16 protein-coding genes are annotated in these 21,472 nt (G+C 53.0%); 9 read left to right on the forward strand and 7 right to left on the reverse strand.

Going from position 1 to position 21,472, the window contains the following annotated elements; all coding sequences use genetic code 11:
* Window positions 1-42 precede the first annotated feature (42 nt).
* The 9 genes from PspR76_RS22370 (at window position 43) to PspR76_RS22410 (ending at window position 11,924) form a co-directional block, all read left to right on the forward strand.
* Window positions 43-1,986: a glycosyltransferase family protein gene (locus tag PspR76_RS22370; protein ID WP_159958816.1), complete on the forward strand. Its 1,944-nt coding sequence runs from the start codon at window positions 43-45 to the stop codon at window positions 1,984-1,986.
* On the forward strand, window positions 1,983-2,813 hold the full coding sequence (locus tag PspR76_RS22375) for an ABC transporter permease (protein ID WP_159958818.1): 831 nt from the start codon (window positions 1,983-1,985) through the stop codon (window positions 2,811-2,813). Before PspR76_RS22370 ends, PspR76_RS22375 begins: the two co-directional genes overlap by 4 nt.
* Window positions 2,752-4,146, forward strand: coding sequence for an ABC transporter ATP-binding protein (locus tag PspR76_RS22380; RefSeq protein WP_237235690.1), 1,395 nt, complete (start codon window positions 2,752-2,754; stop codon window positions 4,144-4,146). Before PspR76_RS22375 ends, PspR76_RS22380 begins: the two co-directional genes overlap by 62 nt.
* Window positions 4,139-5,149, forward strand: a complete 1,011-nt coding sequence (locus tag PspR76_RS22385; protein ID WP_159958820.1) for an FkbM family methyltransferase — start codon at window positions 4,139-4,141, stop codon at window positions 5,147-5,149. The genes PspR76_RS22380 and PspR76_RS22385 overlap by 8 nt, the downstream gene beginning before the upstream one ends.
* A gap of 237 nt (window positions 5,150-5,386) precedes the next feature.
* Window positions 5,387-7,813, forward strand: a complete 2,427-nt coding sequence (locus PspR76_RS22390) for a hypothetical protein (RefSeq protein WP_159958822.1) — start codon at window positions 5,387-5,389, stop codon at window positions 7,811-7,813.
* A 207-nt stretch (window positions 7,814-8,020) separates the two neighbouring features.
* A complete protein-coding gene (gene gmd, locus PspR76_RS22395; RefSeq protein WP_016979321.1) occupies window positions 8,021-9,106 on the forward strand; it encodes a GDP-mannose 4,6-dehydratase in 1,086 nt (361 codons plus the stop codon).
* A 7-nt stretch (window positions 9,107-9,113) separates the two neighbouring features.
* Entirely contained in the window at window positions 9,114-10,049 is a 936-nt protein-coding gene (locus PspR76_RS22400; protein ID WP_159958824.1) for a GDP-L-fucose synthase family protein, read from the forward strand.
* Window positions 10,050-10,793 carry a glycosyltransferase family 2 protein gene (locus PspR76_RS22405; protein ID WP_159958826.1) on the forward strand — a complete coding sequence of 248 codons (744 nt, stop codon included), beginning with the start codon at window positions 10,050-10,052 and terminating at the stop codon, window positions 10,791-10,793.
* A 12-nt stretch (window positions 10,794-10,805) separates the two neighbouring features.
* The gene (locus PspR76_RS22410; RefSeq protein ID WP_159958828.1) at window positions 10,806-11,924 is read left to right on the forward strand and encodes a glycosyltransferase family 4 protein; all 1,119 of its coding nucleotides are present in this window, start codon (window positions 10,806-10,808) and stop codon (window positions 11,922-11,924) included.
* Window positions 11,925-11,963: 39 nt separating this feature from the next.
* Here PspR76_RS22410 and PspR76_RS22415 read toward each other — a convergent pair whose 3' ends face one another.
* From PspR76_RS22415 to PspR76_RS22445, 7 genes are all read right to left on the reverse strand, one after another.
* Window positions 11,964-13,412, reverse strand: a complete 1,449-nt coding sequence (locus tag PspR76_RS22415) for a mannose-1-phosphate guanylyltransferase/mannose-6-phosphate isomerase (protein ID WP_159958830.1) — start codon at window positions 13,410-13,412, stop codon at window positions 11,964-11,966.
* A gap of 501 nt (window positions 13,413-13,913) precedes the next feature.
* Window positions 13,914-14,552, reverse strand: coding sequence for an acetyltransferase (locus tag PspR76_RS22420; RefSeq protein WP_159958832.1), 639 nt, complete (start codon window positions 14,550-14,552; stop codon window positions 13,914-13,916).
* Window positions 14,540-16,195, reverse strand: coding sequence for a glycosyltransferase (locus tag PspR76_RS22425; RefSeq protein ID WP_237235691.1), 1,656 nt, complete (start codon window positions 16,193-16,195; stop codon window positions 14,540-14,542). The genes PspR76_RS22420 and PspR76_RS22425 overlap by 13 nt, the downstream gene beginning before the upstream one ends.
* Window positions 16,192-18,471, reverse strand: a complete 2,280-nt coding sequence (locus PspR76_RS22430; RefSeq protein ID WP_159958834.1) for a glycosytransferase — start codon at window positions 18,469-18,471, stop codon at window positions 16,192-16,194. Before PspR76_RS22430 ends, PspR76_RS22425 begins: the two co-directional genes overlap by 4 nt.
* Window positions 18,468-19,226, reverse strand: coding sequence for an ABC transporter ATP-binding protein (locus PspR76_RS22435; protein WP_159958836.1), 759 nt, complete (start codon window positions 19,224-19,226; stop codon window positions 18,468-18,470). Before PspR76_RS22435 ends, PspR76_RS22430 begins: the two co-directional genes overlap by 4 nt.
* Window positions 19,223-20,005, reverse strand: coding sequence for an ABC transporter permease (locus PspR76_RS22440; protein ID WP_159958838.1), 783 nt, complete (start codon window positions 20,003-20,005; stop codon window positions 19,223-19,225). The genes PspR76_RS22435 and PspR76_RS22440 overlap by 4 nt, the downstream gene beginning before the upstream one ends.
* 102 nt (window positions 20,006-20,107) lie before the next feature.
* Entirely contained in the window at window positions 20,108-21,193 is a 1,086-nt protein-coding gene (locus PspR76_RS22445) for a DegT/DnrJ/EryC1/StrS family aminotransferase (RefSeq protein WP_159958840.1), read from the reverse strand.
* Window positions 21,194-21,472 lie beyond the last annotated feature (279 nt).

Below are 21,472 nucleotides of genomic sequence, written 5' to 3' on the forward strand. Positions count from 1 at the left end.
CAAGACGTCTTCTTTTTTCACCCTACAGTTGGATGCTGTGTAATGAGTAATGATTTCCCTCTGCCCGAGGGCGTATTTGGGCGCTTCGGTGTAGTCAAGCTTTGGCCAGATATCAAAACCGCAGAAGATGAATGTATCGCACGCCTGAAACTGGCGGCCAAAGCCATCGGCGTTGAATGCGTAGAAGTGCATGCCGATGGAGGTCTTGTCTCCGCCCCCGACATAAAAGTGTCCAAGACAACCGTCGATTTTGTGATCCATCTGCATTACGACACCCCCAAGCGCTACGACGCATTTTCCTTCGTGGCACTCTGGAACCCGTTGAAGTTCTACCATGAATGGGGCTATCAACGCTGCTCGCGCAACCTGACCACTCACGATGACTTCCTCAGCTGCAGCTCCATTGCCGCCGACGACCATGTCGCGCGTATGGTGCGCGGCTCTACAACGCACTTGCCGGCGCATTTCAAGCTGTACCACTCCACGCCCAAGATCGTCCACGAGCCATCCCTGGGCGACGGCAAACTGTTTTATGCCGGGATCAACTGGGAAGCCATCGTCAGTAGCCGCCAGTCGCGCCAGCAAGAAGTACTCAAGCGCTTGGACCCTACCGGCCTGTTGAAAATTTATGGCCCGACCATTTTCCAGGGCGTGCGCGTCTGGGAGGGTTATCAGAGTTATGTCCGGGAGATTCCATTCGACGGATTCTCCATGATCGACGAGATCGCCAAGGCCGGGGCTGCACTGGTGCTGTCTTCGCAAGCCCACCGCGACTCCGAAATGATGTCCAACCGACTGTTCGAGACCATCGCAGCCGGTACGCTCGTCATCTGCGACGAAAACCCGTTCGCCCGCAAGTTCTTCGGCGACTCGCTGCTCTATATCGACAGCCGCTCGCCAATGGAGCAAATCTACGGCGACATTACCAAGCACCTGAGCTGGATCAAGGACAACCCCGAAGAGGCACTGGCCAAGATCCAAAAGGCCCAAGCCATCTTCAATGAGCATTACTCGCTGATTGGCAACCTGAAGGACCTGTACACCGGCCTCAATGAGCGAAAACGCCAACTGACCGCCCGCCACCTGGGCGCAGACGGTGAGAAAACCCACATCAGCCTCAATTTGCTGATGCTGGACTACTCCACCGCCGCGCTTAAAAAACACGTGGAAAGTGTCGCCCGTCAAAATTACACCAACTTCACGGCCACACTGGTGATCGACTCAGTCGCCGCCAGCAATCTTAGATCAGAAATTTCGCGAATCCTGAGTACCTGCCCTACGCCTATTCACATCAAGGAAGTAGAGGGTTACACATACGGGATTCATCCTGAGATCAAGGCAAAACGTCGGTTGGGCGAAACCCTCAATGAATTGGTCGCCGATGCGGCGCAGTCCGATGCGATCATTTTTGTCGCACCCAATGAGAAATTGCTCGCCAACCATTTGACCGTCCTGGCCGGTGCGCTGCAGAGCAACCCCGAGACGAACTGCGCAGCCACGGCAGCCATCATGGACGACGGGCACTCCCCGGTGCATACCGTGCATGAACTGGTCGACTTTGGTCACGTGGACCCAGCAGGCCCGCCCGGGTACGGCCGCTTCATCTTCCGTACCGCGGCACTTCCTGCCGACCTGGATATTGCGCTGCCTTATCTTGATGGAAGACCGTTGGCTGCCATGGTCAGCGGCAGCATCAAACATCTTCTGCCGGCCACGGTCACTTTGGATCTGCGCCAGTCGTTCCCGGAAAGAACGTGGGACGAAGCTGCCGAAACCGAACTGATCAAGGATTTCAATCCTGACGCGCTCAAAGTGTCAGCTGGCTTCTACCTCTCGAATGCACCCGCGCCCATCTTCATCGAGTCGCCGAAGCGGTCCATTGCCAAGCTGTTTCTCAACAAGACCTGGGTCAAGGCCCAGATCAATGCAATCAGGACCCAAGGTCTCAGCGCGCGCCTTGCCGTATTGAAGCGAAAACTAGGATGAACCCACACGCACCCGCTCCCATTTCGTTGCTTTCATTGCTCAAGAGCGTTTGGGCGAATTGGAATCTGATCCAGCAAATGACCAAACGGGATGTTATCGGACGCTACAAAGGTTCGATGATGGGCATTCTGTGGTCCTTTGCGAACCCGATACTGCTATTGGTCATTTATACGCTGGTGTTTTCAGTGGTATTCAAGGCTCGCTGGGGAACGGATGAGCCGGGGAGCAAAAGTGAGTTCGCGATTCTGCTGTTCACCGGGATGATCGTTCACAGTTTGTTTGCCGAGACCCTGACAAGAGCGCCGACGCTGATACTGAGCAATATCAGCTACGTGAAAAAAGTGGTGTTCCCCCTGGAGATTCTTCCGATTATCGCCATGGGCACCTCTTTCTTTCACGCCCTGGTCAGTATCGGCGTGCTGTTGGTTGCGCAACTGCTGGTTAATGGCGCTATCCCATGGACCGTGGTGTTTTTACCCTTGGTCATCGCACCGCTGATTGTTCTGTCTTTGGGGCTCGCCTGGATACTCGCCTCCCTCGGGGTGTATTTACGCGACGTTGCCCACCCAATCGGCTTGCTAATGACCTTACTGCTGTTTGCCTCTCCCGTGTTTTATCCCATATCGGCCCTGCCGGTAGAGATTCAACCGTGGTTAATGCTTAACCCCCTGACCTTCATTATCGAGCAAGCTCGCGGGGTACTGATCAGCGGATCAGTACCCGACTTTACGGGCCTGGCGATTTATGCGGCGGTTGCAGTAAGCGTTGCATGGGCGGGATACAGCTGGTTCCAGAAGACTAGAAAAGGCTTTGCGAATGTCCTCTAATGAATTCGCGATTCGTGTGGAAGCCGTTTCCAAGCGATTCGAAATATTCGAACACCCGCGTGACCAGCTCAAGCAATTTATTTACCCAAGGCTGCGTCGTTTGCTAGGCAGGCAACAGCGCAATTACTTCAAGGAATTCTGGGCTCTTCGCGAGATTTTTCTGGAGGTGCGCAAAGGTGAATCTTGCGCCATTGTCGGGCTCAACGGCAGCGGCAAAAGCACCCTGCTGCAGATCATCACCGGCACCCTGACCCCCACTACCGGTAAAGTCAGCATCAATGGTCGTGTGGCAGCCCTGCTGGAGTTGGGTTCGGGGTTCAACCCGGAGTTCAGTGGGCGTGAAAACGTCTACATGAACGGCGCCCTGCTGGGGTTCAACCGCAAAGAAATCGATGCAAAAATTCCAGACATCGAAGCATTCGCCGACATTGGCGAGCATTTTGATCAGGCACTTTCATCCTATTCGAGCGGCATGCAAATGCGCGTTGCCTTCGCCGTTTCTACGGCGTTCGAGCCCGATATCCTGATCATCGATGAAGCACTGGCCGTAGGCGACGCCTACTTCCAACAAAAGTGCTTCCAGCGCCTGGAAAGCTTTCGTGAGCGCGGCGGCACCCTGTTGTTCGTGTCCCACGACGCCAACACGGTAAAACACATTTGCAACAAAGCTCTGCTATTAAGTCATGGGCAAACATTGAGCTTTGGCGCGCCCCGCGACGTGATCGACCTGTATCAAGGCCTGGTGGCGAAAAAAACCGATATGAGTGGCAGCCAGGTATCGGTTGACCAGAGCATCGCGCCTTCTACTGAAAGCCTTGAACTGATCGAGCATCCGACGGCGTGGACAAAAGCCACGACCATCACGACCAATGGTGATGCGGAACTGATCGACTTTTCCTTGCTGGATGCGGAGAACCGCCCCGTTACGCACATTGAAAGCGAAACACAGCTGACCGTGCGCTATGTCATAAAGCTGAACAAGGACTTCGAGCGCCCTGCGTATGGGCTCATTGTCAGAGATCGCCTGGGGCGCTCCTTGTTTGAAACCAGCACCTTCGCACTGCAAATGCCCGACGCCCCATGCGCGCGAGGCACCCAGGTTCTGGTGCGGTTCAACCTCAACTTGAACTTGAAAGCCGGTCAGTATTCATTTTCAGTCGGCGTGGCCAACAAAGGGTTTTCCAGAAGCGAGTTTGAAGAATACAGCTTGCTGATGCATGACGTAGAGCAGCTACAAGTCACCGAATCACCACTGGCAGCTTTTTACGGTGGAATTTTCAACATGCACCCAGTCGTATCGGTGGATTTACTGGAAGAAAAGTCAAATGTCTGAGCTCACAACGCTGTCCCAGCAGTTAGAAGAAGCCTTGAAAGAACTGAAGGCCCTGACCGAGCGCCAGTTGCACTTTGAGACTATTTTGCTGAACAAAGGCCTGTCGACGGTGGACGTGGCTGGTTTTAGCCCGCTGCTGCGTCGAAACTTCATTAGCAACGGTGATGCCGCACAGCAAAAGCACTTGATGCATAGCTGGAAGCACCACTCTCCAGCGGTGCTGGAACCGGCGGACCTGACGGAAAGTGGCTTTCGCGCTTTTTCGCAAAATGATGAAGACGGACTTTTACTTCGCCTGTTTACCCATATCGGCTGCACCAACCGTTATGTCGTCGAAATTGGCAGCAATTGCAGTGACTCCGACGTAGGCATTCCTGAAAATCTGTCGACCAACCTGCTGGTCAATCACGGCTGGCACGGCACCATTTTCGAACTCGATGAAACCGAGTGCAACAAGATGCGCTACTTCTTCGCGCGCACGGCATCCACCCGCCACTATCATTGGACCCACGACGGCTTGACCGAGTATTACTCGCCGGCGATCGTTCAACAGGCCATCAGCCCAGACAACATTAACGAGCTGCTGCTGGCTGCCAATCCGGAGCCGGAACCCGACCTGTTTATCATTGATATTGATGGCGGTGACTTCGCGGTCATGGAAAACCTGAGCGCGATCAAACCCCGCGTGATTGTCGTCGAATTTGAAAAGCGTTTTCGCGAACGTTACAGCGTCGTACAACGGGACCGCGAGCACTTCAGCCTCAAATGGCAGCAATCGGGGGCGGCCAGCCTCACTGCATGGACGAGTCTGCTGGCGCCCAAAGGCTACAGACTGTGTGCGGTCGGGACCTGCTGCTTCAACGCCTTTTTCGTACGTGAAGACGTTGCCGAAGGCAAGTTGGCGACCTTGTCACCCAAGTCAGCATTCGATTCGCACGCGATATTTTCTGCAATCAATGATGATTTCTGGCTGACGCCCGACGACAGCTGGCAAACATTTTGAATGTGTACTGAGCAACACCAACGTGAACGAAGATGCGCGCCACCTCTGAATCAGCACTGGCCCGAGCAATGCTGGAACGCTCGCCATTCGCACAGGGGCGGTGGCATACACATACGGTGAACCGCAAAGAACAGTAAAGCTGCGCCAGAACGCTGCAGTCTTTTATCTTTGCCGACGACACCGCCGAACGGCCGCGTGGAAAATTTCAGCGCACACATGAGTAAGGATCACTGAGGCATGACGTTTAAGAACCCAACGCACACCGTGCTGACAGCATTATGTTTGAGCATTGTACCTTTAGTCATTGCCTACTATGCGATGGGGCTGGACAAGTCAGGTCTCGACTCGCCGTTTATCTATGAACACCTCGATGACATTTGGCAATTCACCTTAACTAAAGTACTCAAAGAAACGGGTTGGATTCTTTACAACCCTTACCTCGGTGCTCCTGAAGTTGCCAGTTGGCATTATCACTCTGCCGCCCAAACCAGTGCCCTGCACTCGATTATAATGCTGGCAATGAGTCCGTTTTTCGACAGCGCCATCACCCTGCAGCAAACGTACTTCATTTTAAACTTCCCACTGATCGCGATCACCGCCTATTGGGCCTGTCGCCTGCTTTCAATAGCTCGCTTGCCGGCGATCAGTGCGGCGCTGCTGTTTGCATTTTGCACCTACCGCTTTAACATTCTTATTTATTCGTTCCTGCCCAACTATTTCTGCATCCCGCTGGCGATGGTCGCGATCATTTGGACCTTTCAAGGCAAGTTTGATGCGATTCTGACATCCGCCAAACTGCCCGTCGCAGTAAAATCGTTACTCACCAACAAGTCGTTTTTACTCGGTCTGTTCTTTATTATTCTGATCGCCCTGTCCGACGGCTATTACGCCTTTTTCTCATTGCTGTTATTCGGTTGCGCCGGTGCGATTCGACTGATTGTGGGCGGGTGGAAAACACCGAGGATTCTTATTCCCGCCATTCTGAACATCATCGTATTGGTCGTCGTTTCACTGCTGATTCAGTTGCCCCTGTACCAATACAAAAAATCCCATCACGATGAGTTCTACCAGAACAATGTCGCCGACCCCGTGCTGTTAAAGTACCCCCTCGAGTCCGAGGTTTACAGCAGCAGCCTTAAGTTACTGATCACGCCCAACCAACAACATCACCTTGGCGTGATGCGCCACGTGGGCGATCGCTTGGTTGAGAGCAGCAATGCCGCTCGGCGAATTTCTATACCCGCCTCCATTACACTGGGTGTGTTCGGAACCGCGCTACTGTTCCTGAGTTTCATCTTGCTGATGGTGCCACAGTTACGCCGTACCGTATTTACCGACAACGCTACAACCCTGGAACACGACAAGCGTTTTATTGGCTTGGGAGACAGTCTTCTCGCTATTATCTTTTTTGTCTTCCTGGCGAGCATCTCCGGCGGATTAGGTACGCTCATCGCTTTCGTTTTCCCAACTATCAGGGCTTACAACCGTTTTCCAATATTCATGGAGTTTGCCCTTTTACTTCTGGGCGCGCTGATCGCCAGCCGCGCCTTGAACACCTTGCGTCGCCCCACACTAATAACCGCCGCCCTTGTGATCATCACCGCACTGGGCATCTACGACCAGATCCCCGCCAATGTGGCGAACAGGTCACCCGACATTCGTCCTCGCGTGGCGCAAGAAACAGCATTCGTCAAACAGCTGGAGTCGGAACTGCCGAAGGACGCGATGGTTTATCAGTTTCCTTACTCCCAGTACCTGACAAACAACAAATACTATGGCTGGGGTTCGTTCAACCATATTCGCCTGTACTTGTTCTCTGACCATATTCACTGGAGCAATGGCGCCTCTAAAAACAGCCCCGCGGACAATTGGAATCGACGCATTTCGAAATTACCAATCGACGCCTTGATCAATGAAATTCAAGCGGTCGGCTTCAAGGCACTGGTGATTGACAGGACCGTGGTTAAAGATGATGAGTTCGCAACACTCAAGTCGGCATTGCATTCGTTGAACCTTGTTGTGATTGAAGACCCGTCCGGGCGGTTTGCGCATGTACTGCTGCCACAGCCAAATTACAAGGTGTCCTACTCTAAAGACTACACGGCCATCGACAGCATCACGATAAACGCAGCCGCACCCTTTGATAAGAACGCTTATCCCGAACTGATTGATGCGAACAAACTTGAACTTTATCTGAACAACAACCGTGCGCCCTTCCCTCTTCGCATAGACCGCGCCCAGCATCCAGAAATTTTCAAGGACGTAAGGGTGCTAACTAGAGGCAGCGGTGATTCCGCGATTTTGCCTGCAACAGACCTCCACGCCACGCTGACCTGCACTCAGCTTGATAAACAACAGCACGTGGCGATAGACCTTAACAATAATGGAACTTTTAACCTGAGTCTGGGTCAGGGTGCATTCCCGATTAGCGTCGGGGTACACTTAAAAGGTCCGGACGGCGCGATGCTACTATGGGACTCGGGCTATCGCATTGCGGAAAACTTGGTAGTGAAGCCTGGCGAGAAAAAGCGGCTGGTATTCGATCTGAAAGACTATACTGGTGCCAATCAATACAAGGCCAACCCGGGTAATTCATTGCAATTTGAACTGGTACAAGATGGAAATGCCTGGTTCCCGAACGCCAGCTGTTCCGCTGCACCATGATTGCGCACGGTAAATGCTCGAGTTCGATGCCGATAAGTTTGCGAAGTCGCAGGCTAATCGGCACACATTGAGAATTCAGCCTCATTGAGGCAGTATAGGAAATTATCGGCCCAGGTATGGCCTGGGCTGTGTAGATCAATCGCGAGAAATAGCACTCCTCACTTTCGCGTCAAATATATTTTTAAAAAAACACGTTAAGAGAAGCATATGAAAAAAGTTGCGCTTATTACTGGAGTAACAGGTCAAGACGGATCCTACCTGGCCGAGTTGCTTCTCGAAAAAGGCTACGAAGTACACGGGATCAAGCGTCGAGCCTCTTCGTTCAACACCGATCGAATCGATCACCTGTACCAGGACCCGCACGACTCCGATCGTCGCCTTGTCCTGCATTACGGCGATATGACCGATTCGACCGGCCTGATCCGCGTCATCAAGCAAGTGCAGCCCGACGAAATCTACAACCTGGCGGCACAGTCTCACGTTGCGGTGTCGTTCGAGGAGCCTGAATACACGGCCAACTCCGACGCACTGGGCGCGCTGCGTATCCTTGAAGCGATCCGGATCCTGGGTCTGGAAAAGAAAACCCGTTTCTATCAAGCGTCCACCTCCGAGCTGTACGGCTTGGTGCAGGAAACCCCGCAGAAAGAAACCACACCGTTCTACCCGCGCTCCCCGTATGCAGTGGCCAAGCTTTACGCTTACTGGATCACCGTTAACTACCGCGAAGCGTATGGCATCTATGCCTGCAACGGCATCCTCTTCAACCACGAAAGCCCGGTGCGTGGTGAGACGTTTGTAACCCGCAAGATTACCCGTGCGCTCGCGCGCATCAAGCTGGGTCTGCAGGACTGCCTGTACCTGGGCAACCTTGACGCACTGCGCGACTGGGGCCATGCAAAAGACTACGTCGAAATGCAGTGGCTGATGCTCCAACAGGAACACCCGGAAGACTTCGTTATCGCCACCGGCAAGCAATACAGCGTGCGCGATTTCGTCAACGCCGCAGCCAAACACGCCGAAATCAACATCACCTGGAAAGGTGAAGGCGTTGATGAGAAAGGCTACGACGCCGATGGCAAGTGCATCGTTTCGGTTGACCCACGCTACTTCCGCCCTACCGAAGTGGAAACACTGCTGGGCGACCCAACCAAGGCCAAGCAGAAACTCGGCTGGACACCTAAAATCAGCTTTGAGGAACTGGTCACCGAGATGATGACCGAAGACTTGAAGTCAGCGACTCGTGATGAGTTGGTGAAAAAACACGGTTACTCCGTTTACGACTACCACGAGTAATAGCTAGGTGGATAAAAGCGCCAAAATATATATCGCAGGGCACGCCGGCATGGCGGGTTCTGCGATCCAGCGGCGGCTATCCGCCGCTGGATTCAGCAATTTCGTTACTCGCTCGCACGCTGAACTCGATCTGACCCAACAGGCTGCGGTGGATGCTTTTTTCGCCGCAGAAAAACCTGAGATCGTTTTCCTGGCAGCCGGCAGGGTTGGCGGGATCAAACCCAACAATAATTTCAGAGCTGAGTTTATATATCAAAACCTGATGATCGAGGCGAATGTGATCCACAGCGCCTGGAAGCATGGGGTCCAGCGCCTTCTGTTTTTAGGTTCAAGCTGCATTTATCCGCGAGATTGCGCTCAGCCGATTCACGAAGATTACCTGCTGACAGGGCCGCTGGAACAAACCAACGAACCTTATGCAGTGGCCAAGATTCTTGGCGTCAAACTGTGCGAAAACTACCATCGTCAATACGGTGCCCAGTTCATTGCCGTCATGCCGTCCAATCTCTATGGGCCTAATGACAGCTATGACCTTGAGAACTGCCACGTGCTGCCTGCTCTGATCAGCAAAGCCCATGCGGCAAAAATGAGCGGCGCTTCAGAGTTGGTGGTCTGGGGTTCGGGCAAGCCAAGACGCGAGTTTCTTTTTGTTGAAGACATGGCCGATGCTTGCGTGCACCTGATGGAGTCCGACATTGAAAGCGGGCTTTTCAACGTAGGCATGGGCAGCGACCTGCCCATCAGCGAACTCGCCGAGTTGGTTATGGAGGTTGTCGGGTACAACGGTCAGATCGTTTACGACCAGAACCAACCCGATGGCACCCCTCGCAAACTGCTCGACATCAATCGCTTGAAAGGCCTTGGATGGACTGCCAAAACGCAATTGCGTGAAGGCATAGCTCTCACCTACAAAGATTTTCTCAGCCGCGCGGATCACCTCTGAATGTCTCAACCCTTGGTCACGATCGCAGTACCTTCATTCAACCAAGGCCGTTATCTCGACGATGCTTTGAGGTCCATATTCGAACAGGACGTTCCTGTAGAGGTATTTGTCCTGGACGGCGGTTCCACCGATAACTCGGTGGACGTTATCCGCAAATGGGAGCACAAGTTAGCCGGATGGCGCAGCCACCGGGATGAGGGTCAGGCAGCGGCTATCAATGAAGGCATCCTTCGAGGCACAGCCCCATTTGTATGCTGGCTTAACAGCGACGACTGGTTCGAACCCGACGGGTTGAAACGCTTGATCGAAGCGATTAACGCCGCGCCGCAGGCCTCAGCGGTCTACGGTAAATGCTGGAACTTTATTCAAAACACTTCCACGCGTAAGCCGGTCTGGGTTGAGCCCTTCAGCGAACGCCGGCTCTCTCTGCGCTGCATCATTTCACAACCCGCTACCTTGATTCGTCGATCCGCCTGGGAAACCGTAAAGGGCGTAGACGCCACGTTACACATGGCGATGGACTATGATCTTTGGTGGCGACTTTTTAAAGAAGTAGGTCCCCTCACCTACATTGATGCGTTCGTGGCCGTTAATCGGGAACATGAAGAGACCAAAACAAAAACCCTACGCCGTCGCCATTACTCGGAAGCTATAGCGGTAGTGCGCAGACATCACGGTAGCGTTCCCTTGAAATGGTGGCTTTTTCAGCCCTACGCCGTCTGGCTAAAATCCATCTTCCCCTAACCGGAACTCGCCATGCGTATTTTGCATTTCTATAAGACCGCGTTCCCGGACACCATGGGTGGTGTAGAGCAAGTCATACATCAGATATGCCAACAGTCGCATCGTTTTGGTGCGACCTGCGAAGTCCTTGCACTGTCCCCTCACCCGAGCCCAACAGTGATAGAGTTGGACGGTTACAAGACTTACCAAGTTAAAGAAAATATTAAAATCGCTTCAACCGGGTTTTCGATCCAGGCATTCTCGAAGTTCAAAGAGCTCGCGCAGCAGGCTGACATTATCCACTATCATTTCCCGTGGCCTTTCATGGATGTCATCCATTTCGCCAGCCGCATCAAGAAGCCTAGCGTTGTCTCCTACCACTCAGACATCGTTGATCAAAAGAACCTGTTAAAGCTCTATCGCCCACTTCAGAACAAATTTTTGAGCAGCGTCGATCGGATTGTTATTGCCTCGCCCAACTATTTGGAGTCGAGCAAGGTACTGCCCGCGTTTCGTGAAAAGATCAGCATCATTCCGATTGGTCTAAACAAGGAAAGCTACCCCGTTCCTTCTCCCTCGCTGAAAGCTCGCTGGGCGACGCAACTGCCTGAGCGGTTCTTCCTGTTTGTCGGTGTGCTGCGTTACTACAAAGGCCTGCACACACTGCTCGAGGCTGTCCAGGGCACAGGTTACCCGCTGGTTATTGTTGGCGATGGGCCAAAGAAACAGGAACTCATGGCGCAAGCAGAGCAACTTGGGCTTCAGAATGTGCACTTTTTGGGAAAAGTGAGCGACGAAGACAAGGTAGCGTTGATTCAACTTTCAACGGCAATCGTGTTCCCTTCGCATCTTCGCTCGGAAGCGTTTGGGGTGGCATTGCTGGAAGGGGCAATGTATGGCAAGCCAATGATTTCATGTGAAATCGGCACAGGCACCACTTACATCAACATTGCCAATGAAACAGGCTTGGCGGTTCCGCCAGAGGACCCAACGGCATTCCGTGAAGCCATGCGATATCTGTGGGACAACCCGCAAGAAGCCGCAATCATGGGCGAAAAGGCAGAGACGCGATACACCGAGCTATTCACCGGTGATCAAATGTTGCGGGGATATATAAAGGTTTATCAGGACCTGATGAACAAGCAAGGATGACATCTGCCCGAATACTCATTCGGGCAGGTCATTAATACCTTAGTTGCCGTTTTCGGCGCGACCGTAAATGTCCTCAAACCGAACGATGTCGTCTTCGCCCAAGTAATCGCCACTCTGCACTTCAATCAACACCAGATCGATAACCCCTGGGTTTTCCAGCCGATGAGTGTGGCCTGCGGGAATAAACGTCGACTCGTTGGTGTTGAGCAGGAATTCACGATCATTGTTAAAGACGCGCGCCATGCCGCTCACCACAATCCAGTGTTCGCTTCGGTGGTGGTGCATCTGCAGTGAGAGTGAACCCTGCGGCTTGACCACGATGCGTTTGATCTTGAAACGCTGGCCTTCTTCCAGGGTGGTGTAGGCACCCCAGGGACGGCGAACCGTGGTGTGATCAAGGTGCGAACAGTGACCGCTCTTCTTCAGCTGCGCCGTGATTGCCTTAATGTCTTGTGCATGGTCTTTGTGGGCAACCAGCAGGGCGTCCGGCGTATCGACGATGATGAGATCCTCGACCCCGACCAAAGCAGTCAGACGTCGCGGGCTGCGCACGTAGTTGTTGTTGGCACCATGAAAAATGGCTTCCCCTTCGACACGGTTGCCCTGCTCGTCCGAAGGCGACAGCTCGCTCATGGCATTCCACGAGCCGATATCACTCCAACCGATATCACAAGGCACTGTTGCCACCTTGCTTGAGCGCTCCATCAGCGCGAAGTCGATGGAAATATCAGGGACCTTGGCAAAGCTTTCCGGCTCCAGATGCAGGCTGCGATGGCTATTGCCAGTCATCGTGCCGGAACCTGCCAGGCACTGGTCCACAGCACTGGAAACATCCGGTGCGCAGAGTGCCATTTCTTCAATTAACGTACCGGCGCGGAAACAGAACATGCCGGAATTCCAGAAATATTCACCTGACGCCAAGTAACCTTGAGCGGTTTCAAGGTCGGGCTTCTCGACAAAGCGTTTAACCTTGAAGCCATTACCGAGTGGGGTTTCATTGTCTTTCTGGATATAGCCGTAACCGGTTTCCGGATACTCAGGCTTAACGCCAAAAGTTACCAGCCAGCCCTCTTTGGCCAACTCGGATGCTGCCGAAACAGCGTCGGCAAATGCCGCATGGTTATCGATCAGGTGGTCAGCTGGGAGCACCAGCATGATGGCATCTTGCCCATGAGTGCGCGCAACTTCTTGAGCCGCCAGCGCGACAGCGGCTGCAGTATTACGCCCAAAGGGCTCAAGCACGAAACTCAGGTTAGTGAACTGAGGCGCTTGTGCGCTGTATTCATCTAAGGTTTTGAAATAGAGATCACGATTAGTGATTGTCAACACTTCGCTGACTGCGTCCAGAGCCAATGCGCGACCATAGGTTTTGCGAATCAGATTACCGCCACCAGGCAGTTCGATAAACGGCTTGGGATGTGCTGAACGAGAGACAGGCCACAGACGACTGCCTGCACCGCCGCAGATAATGACTGGAACAAGTGTCACAATGTAACTCCTTTACGTACTGCCACTTGATTTCGGCTGCAGCGTTCGCCCCCTCGATGCGGCAGACCCGAAAACAAAGTGACGTAGAGTCTTTCAGCTAAATAAAGTCAAATCGCCGAAGCGTCCAGGGGGAAAAACATAGTGAGTTTTCTTACAAACTAGCGCCAACATTCTTATTTAAATGACTATTTATGTCTAGGAAAATACGGAATATTCCTATCGCCAAATCAGTTTTTCATCTTTGGAAAACTGGCCTCTGGATAAAACATGTCACTTTTCAGTGGAAAGGTCTGAGCATCCGCTCAGCAGACGTCTAAACCCCTGCCTGCCACGGTCTAGAGCCCTGCCGGGGGCTGTCGCTTTTTAGTGTGAAGCGCCAGTGACGAAAGGCATGGGCAAGTGGGTGTGTTGTGCTGAACTTGGCCTTACATCCGCATGCAGGCGAGCGGTGCAGTAAACGACGATCAATTCGGCACTTGGAAAGAGGCGAAAAGTGCGCGATTAACATGCCAAGGTGCACTTGATCAGCTTGCGCGTCGGTACGCCCACATAGACGCCAGGCTCCGCTAAATCACGGTGTGCGCACGCACCTGCGCCCAACGTCACGCCATCTGCGATCTTCACACCGTCAATAACGGTCGACCCCGCGCCAATAAAACAAAACTGTCCGACATGGCACCTTCCCGCGACCGCAGCATTGATGGAAATATGCGTGAAATCACCGATCGTGCACTCATGTTCAACGATCGCCCCGGTATTGACCACACACCCAATTCCCACGGAGGCCAAAGGGCCGACATGCGCGTGATGCCCTACAAACGTACCCACGCCTAATGTCGAACCGAAGCCGATTGTGGCCGTTGGGGACACGAGCGTGGCTAAAGGCCAACCACGCTGATCCACCCAATCGCACTGCGCTTGTCGGCGGGCGCCGTCTCCCGAGGCAGGCATGACAGACCACCCCTGCGATAGGTCTTCATCCCAACTGCGACGCACAGGAAACGCCCAACAGGTTTCATCAGGGCGCGCATGGTGGTCTACGAAACACAGGTGTTTCACGCCCAAAGCCAATGCGACATCCGCCACAGCGCGAGCATGACCACCACAACCAAGGATCAACAAACCCTCTAATGGGCGCACAGGGTGTGCTCCTGTGCGGCGGAGTCGGTTCTGGAGATAGCCTCCAATATATCGATGTGCTCGTTTACAACATCCGCCCAACTGCGCCTGGCGAGCGACGCGTAGGCACGCAGTTGAATACCCAGCAACTCATCCCGGTTCTGCACGCCCCATTGAATGCGGTAGGCGATATCCCTCCAATCATAGGGATCAAAAAACGTCACCTTTTGCAGTTCGGCATCCACCAGGATCTCTTCCGTGACCGGTATACGCGCCATGACCACGGGGGTTGCGACGGATAACGCTTCAGTAAACGTAAACGGACACCCACCTTCACTCAGGCTCGGATTCACCGCCAGCTCTGCCAACGAGTAACACGCGGCCAATTCGCCCACTGACAACCCATGCATACACAGCACGTCATTTTCCAGGTGATGGTCGCGGATAAAGGCCTTCACCGGCGCAAACCCTTCTGCGTTCCCCGTGAGTATCAACTTGTGCCGAATAAAGCGGTTATGAAGGAGGTGCTTATAGGCTTTCAGCAGAGAAATTAAATTCTTGTTCGGGCGAAACTGACTTGCATAAAAAATGAACTTTACATCGCCGTTGGTAAACGTGGACGCATACGCTGGGTTTGAGGTTTTTCTCAGTGCCCTTTTAAAGAGCATCACACAATAGTTTTTAGACGCCACCTCTGCGTCTACGCAACCTTTAACGGCGATATGCCCGCTGAGGTCATTGGGTGCATGATGAACCACAGAAACAGCTGACGATTTCAGCGCGTATCGCTCAACAAGTGTTTGCCATTTCACCTGCTGACTGTAAGTGACGAAGTGTTGTCCGCCCTGAATGGCAGCCTCTACGCGTTCGTATACTTGCAGAAATCGTTCCCCGCCCACCTGCGAGAACCCAACCGGAAAATCCGCTAGAACAACGTCCGGCACACACATCAAGCGGGGCGCTTGAATCTTATTGAATGCCGGCCAAAAAGCCGTAGGGCCGTACCACGCCGTCACCTCTGTCAGAGTGTTGATCAGTTGTAACATACGGTCTGACTCAACCTGCTCCAATCGACGGTACAGGCGCAGGACAAACGTATCCTCCTTTGGAGCCTCTGCAGAAGCCAGCAAGGGGTTGATCAAGCGTTTCACCGGCCGAAAACACTTCTGCGCAACACCGTTGAGCTGCAATTGAAGCCTATACAGCGGTACAAGAATCAGTAAGGGGCTTATCAACAAGAGCAATAAACACAAGGGCACCGCTTCGAGACCCAGGCGGACCACACCCCGATAAGAGTCAACCGCAATCAAGCGTTCTTCAACGTGACTCAGGAACATCGCCTTCCAGGAAGACAGCGTTTTCACGATACGTTGCTTCAGCGACGGTTTTTTAAGCCGTTTCTTTCCAGCGATATAGTGTTCATAAACGCGCAAGATCAACGGAATATTCGGCGGACACACAATCTCGAACACGCCGTCCTCAACACCTTCGCTCTGAAACAAGTCATGCAGTGCTTTTTTTGTCCAGCTCGGGCAGACCAACGTAAACTTTACATCATCACGCCCGGCTGCCCCTTTAAGGAACGCGGCAAGGTAGCGGCCCAACCCTTCATGTCGCAGGTCCACACCTGGCGCGTACGCCAAGTAAATCCCGAAGTGTTTCATAAGCACTCCCTGGCAACCTGCCAATAGGCACCTGCTAACTTTTCTATTCGTTGCTCACGCAATACGTCACACGACGGCAGGGTCTTGCGACGATCCAAATAGGTAAGTTCCATGTCTTTAAGCTGGCTGGCCATGTGCGCTGGGTCGTCCGACCGCATCCAACTCAACGCCAGGGAAAACTGCTGATCGACCTCCCTCATCGCCGGGTAATCACTGCTTAATGACGGCACACCCAGAGTGGCCGCTTCGATGACACTGAACGTTCCATTGTCTATTGAACCGGCGTGCCACAAAAAGGCAGCACGGGAAAGCACAGCCTGATAATCGCGCTCCGGCAACTCACCCAAAATTTTGATACGCGCGCGCACCTGTGAATGCTTAACAAGCCTGTTCGCTACCTGCTTGAGATGGGGCAATGTGCTTTTAAATAGTCCCTTCGTGTCTACGCCGGTCATTCTGCACTCGAGTGTTCCGCCCAGTGTTTCGTAATAAATCTTTAAGGCTTCCACTGCATTCAAATGGTTCTTGTGCAATGCCGAATTCGTCGTCCATACAAAATAGTCCGAGTGGTCGATGGCACACGCCTGCGTGCTGGAAAAATCGGGCGCGAGCATCGGCAACTTGAAGACTTTATCGGCGGGCACACCGGCGTAGTTCAACGCATCCTGTCGGGTAAATTCAGTGGTCACCCATACTTGTGACGCGGCTCTTGCTGCTTCCAGAAATGGCTGATCAGCGCCAAAAGGAAGTATCGGCGTATACCGTTGAAGATAGTCATACACCATCAGCACCGACGGCCGCAGGGGTAAGAGCGGTGCACTCAAACGATCGGATATGACCAGCCAGGCATCACACTCCTGAAGATTGTTTATCCCATCATCAACAATCAGGTAGCGCGGGCTTTTCGGCTCCCAGCCCTCATGCCCGGCATAGCGCATCGCCCGACGGGCCGGCATGGCGTCTAGAACGCCCCATTGATAGGCGCGAATCGTAATGCCCTTTTCAAGGTCTCTGAACGCGTCAGGCGGATAGCTCTGCGAGTGGTCCAGATGCAGGAATACGATATCGGCCGGTTCGCCCGCTAGACGGCTGCCCTGGTACAAGGCGTTGGCGACAAGTTTGGCGCCCCGCAGGCTGCCACCTCTGTACTCCACCGGCACAATCACCGCAATTCGCTTGCGGCGAACAGGACGATCCAGGCTGTCCTTTCTTGAGGACTCAAGCCCGTTGATTATTTGCCTGAATCCACGCTGCCAAGCCTGCTCACAGTTCTTGGCTTTCATCGGTTCAAGCAACACCCTTTGGGTGTCGCGGATACGCTGAATAAAACCTTGGTCATCACGCATCAGTCGTTTGGCTTTAGCCTTGGCCTCTGCCACGGTTTTGCAGCGCCCTGGTAACGCAGCCCCGCCCATTTTGTCGAGCATTCCACCGGCCATGAACAATAAAGGCATGCCTGCACGAATGGCTTCAAAGGGATGATAATGAATATGATTGGGCTCACGGGAGTGATAGAACATCACCTTGTGCTGGCGCATGTTGTATTCATGCTGTTCACGGGACACAAAGCCTATGACATGTTTATCCTGGACCGCGATAGGCTGCGCACCGCCAATGGTGTACTCGATATCAGAAAAATCGTGAATAAAGTTTTTATAGATATTTTCAAAGTAGGGAGATGACCCAATCCTTGGGCAAACGAACATCACCTTGTTCAAATGCCCCTCCCATTGTTCGGGCGTGGCGTCGCCTTTCAAACCGACGGGTAAAAAACAGTCCCTGCTCGCCAAAAAATGCTGCTCCACCTCCTTCAAATGTTCATAGCCAGTACCCAACCAGAAACGTGAGCCTATGGCTTTGATATCCCGCACGAGCGCCTCACCCGCTGCTTCATACAATAATTGCGAATAGCTGAACCCCTTGGACAACCCAAATACCCGCAATACGATCGCGCCGCGAAAATGGCGAACAGCACTCGTGATCTGCGGCACGAAGAAGCCGACCACGGCAATATCAAAGTAAGCGTTGGCAATTCGCCAGGCTTCTTCGCTGGGGTTCGCATACCAATCCTGCGAATTAAGAATATCCACGTCTGACTGGGGGATTGTTAACGCCGCGTCAAAGCTGAAATCGACATCGGCGGACAAATTCCCCTCATCATAGGGAAAGCGTTTGGGCATAAACACTTCATTCACGCCCAAGGCACTCAGTTGTTCAACTTCGAAGGTTCGCAATGTCGTGTGATTGAGCAGCCAAAGGACTCTGAGTGTTTTCAAGATTGGGCCAGCCCATTGATAACTTTATATTCGGCCACCGCCTCGTCACAGCCACCGTCAAACACCAGTTCACCGTGATGAAAGACCAGGCCCCGATTGCATATCGAACGTAATGCACTGAAATCATGGGTGGCCAGGACCAGAATTTCTGCTTGCTCGATAAGCCCGGTAATCCGCTCCCTGGCCTTGGCCATGAAGTTCGCATCGCCGGCCCCGATCACTTCGTCAAGCAGCAATATATCGCCGCCCACTGTGGTGGAAATGGCAAACGCCAGCCTGACTTGCATGCCGGCCGAATAGGTCTTTATCGGGTAATCGATAAATTCTCCAAGCCCGGCAAACTCGACTATTTCGTCGGCTTTCTCACGCATGAACTTAGGCGACAGGCCCAGCAACAGTCCTCGGTATAGAACATTTTCGCGGCCGGTCGCATCAGGCTCGAAACCCAGGCTCAAATCAAAGAGGGAGCGAACTTGCCCTTCAACCTTCAGCAGGCCACTTGAAACGGGGTAGAGCCCGGCGACCGTTTTCAAAAAGGTACTTTTGCCTGCCCCGTTGTGCCCAAGCAAACCGACACGTTCCCCGCTGTTTATCTCGACACTGATATTTTTCAGCGCATGGATGTCAGCCACGTTGGAGCGGGCGTGATTATTACCAAACGCACCGGCCATCAGGGACTTCAACGAACGTTCTTTATAAGCCACCGAGGCATAATGAAGATTAACGCCCTGAAGCAGAATCCGATTATTTTTCATAGGTAAAAGATCACTTTGCGCTCAACTCTGCTACCAACGACAATTGCCAACACAGCAAAAAAAACCGCAAGCCCGATGCTGAATGCGTAGTTTTGCCACGTCGGCCATTCGCCCTGAAGCAAGGGCGCACGTATCAATTGCAGCAGGTGGTAAATAGGGTTGTAATCGACCAGTGCATGAAGCCCGCCGTTCTTGAACATCTTGGCTTCGAAATACACCGGTGAAATAAACCACAACGACTGCATGATCAGCCCAAGGGCGTGGGGAACATCTCTAAAACGCGTACTCACGTAGGACAACAGGGTAGAGACAGGCCACGCAATCAACGCCAGCACCGGAAACAGCGTCAATGAGGCCAACCAGCTCCAGCCAATATTCTGTGGAAGTACCACGACCACCCAGCCATAGAGCGAGATACTGGCCAGCAGTAAAACGATGTTACTGCTCAACACCGTGCGCAAGGTATATATCGCCAGGGGATGATTGCATTGCTTGATGTAGGCGTCTGCCTGAACAAATGACAATGAACCCGCCACGGTGTTCGCCGATATACACTCCCACACGATGATCCCGGAAAGAATATAAGGCGCGTACGTGACAATGTCCGCATTAAACAGTTTGCTGAACACTAACGTCAGTAACAGCGTCAGGCCTAACGGCTGGATAACTGACCATACAATGCCAAAAAAAGAACGCCGCCATCGGGATCGAAGATCAGCCAGCGAAAGGTGAACCCAAAAGTAACGGGCATCCCACACGCGGGAAAAGTACAAAAACATCACGTCACCTGAGCAAATAGAGTGAGTCCAAACATTCATCGGCCATTGGCTGCTTGAAGTTTGAAGGTGGCCCAAGTCAACTTATCAACCTGCCCCTGCGTATCAGTCGGCAAAGAAACGGCGAATCGCATCTGCCACGTGCACGACTTGCTCACGGCTCAGCGTCGGATAACTGGGAAGGTTCATTCCGCGCGCACTGAGGTCTTGTGCGATCGGAAAGTCTTCATTGGTCTTGCAATGCGGCATGGTGTGAGCAGGCGCAAACAGCGGGCGCGTCTCTATGCCTTGGCTTTTGAGGTGATCACGTAGCGCCTGACGCCGGCTCGGATCGTCCAATAGCACGGAGCACATCCAATAGGAGTGGCGGGTGCCTGGCTGCTCCGCGTGCATGCGCAACGGCAGCCCTTCAAGCGTTTGATGGTACCAACCGGCAATTTGGCGCTTAAGCGCGAGAATCTCGTCTGCACGTTCCAATTGAGCAAGGCCAATGGCCGCACAGATGTTGGTCATTCGGTAGTTGAACGCCAAATCATCGTGCCAATACTCACGCGTCTTGGAAACGCCCTGGCTTTTAAGGTGGCAGGCCCTCTCGTGAACAAAGCGGCTTTTGCACACCACCATCCCGCCTTCGCCGGTGGTGATGGTCTTGTTGCCAAAAAAGCTGAAGGTGGCGACATCACCGAAAGTGCCGATATGCCGGCCTTTGTACAAGGAGCCGAAGGCTTCGGCGCAGTCTTCGATCAGCAGCACGTTATGCGCTCGACAGAGCGCAACCAGCCCATCCATGTCACAGGCCAGGCCATACAAATGCACAATCATGATGGCTTTGGTGTGTGGCGTAATTCGGCGGCGAACGTCCTCGACACTGATATTCCAGGTATCGGCGTGGGACTCGGCGTAGACCACCTTGGCCCCGGTCTGCATGATCGTGTTGACCGATGCCACGTACGTCAGTGTAGGAACAATGACTTCATCGCCAGGCCCAAGCCCCAGGGCAGCCATTGCCAGGTGCAAGGCAACCGTGCCGTTACTCACGGTGGTGGCGTGTGCAGCGCCAATATAGCGGGCGAACTCGTTTTCAAAGCGGGGAATGAATTCTCCTCGAGAAGATATCCATGTCGAGTCGAGGCACTGGTTGACGTATTCCTTTTCGCGCCCACCCAGATAGGGCTGATAGACCGGAATCATCCGCGCCCCTCCGCGCCAAGCACAATGTTATTAGGCGCACAGGTGTGGCAACGACAAACAAGCGTAGTGTCTTTCATTAAGATGAAGTCTCTGACGCGCCTTTTGAATATTAATCAAGTGCGCTTATTGACTGTTAATTAAGTGCACCCAAACTTAAAAAGGCCGCACACCTACAACTCAAAGGTATTCTTCATCTTTAAAAAAACAACATGACACACGAAATACATCCACTTCTTACTTCAACTAAGCTCACACCCTTCAGATAATTCCTACACACAC

The sequence above is a fragment of the Pseudomonas sp. R76 genome (assembly GCF_009834565.1).
GTDB lineage: Bacteria > Pseudomonadota > Gammaproteobacteria > Pseudomonadales > Pseudomonadaceae > Aquipseudomonas.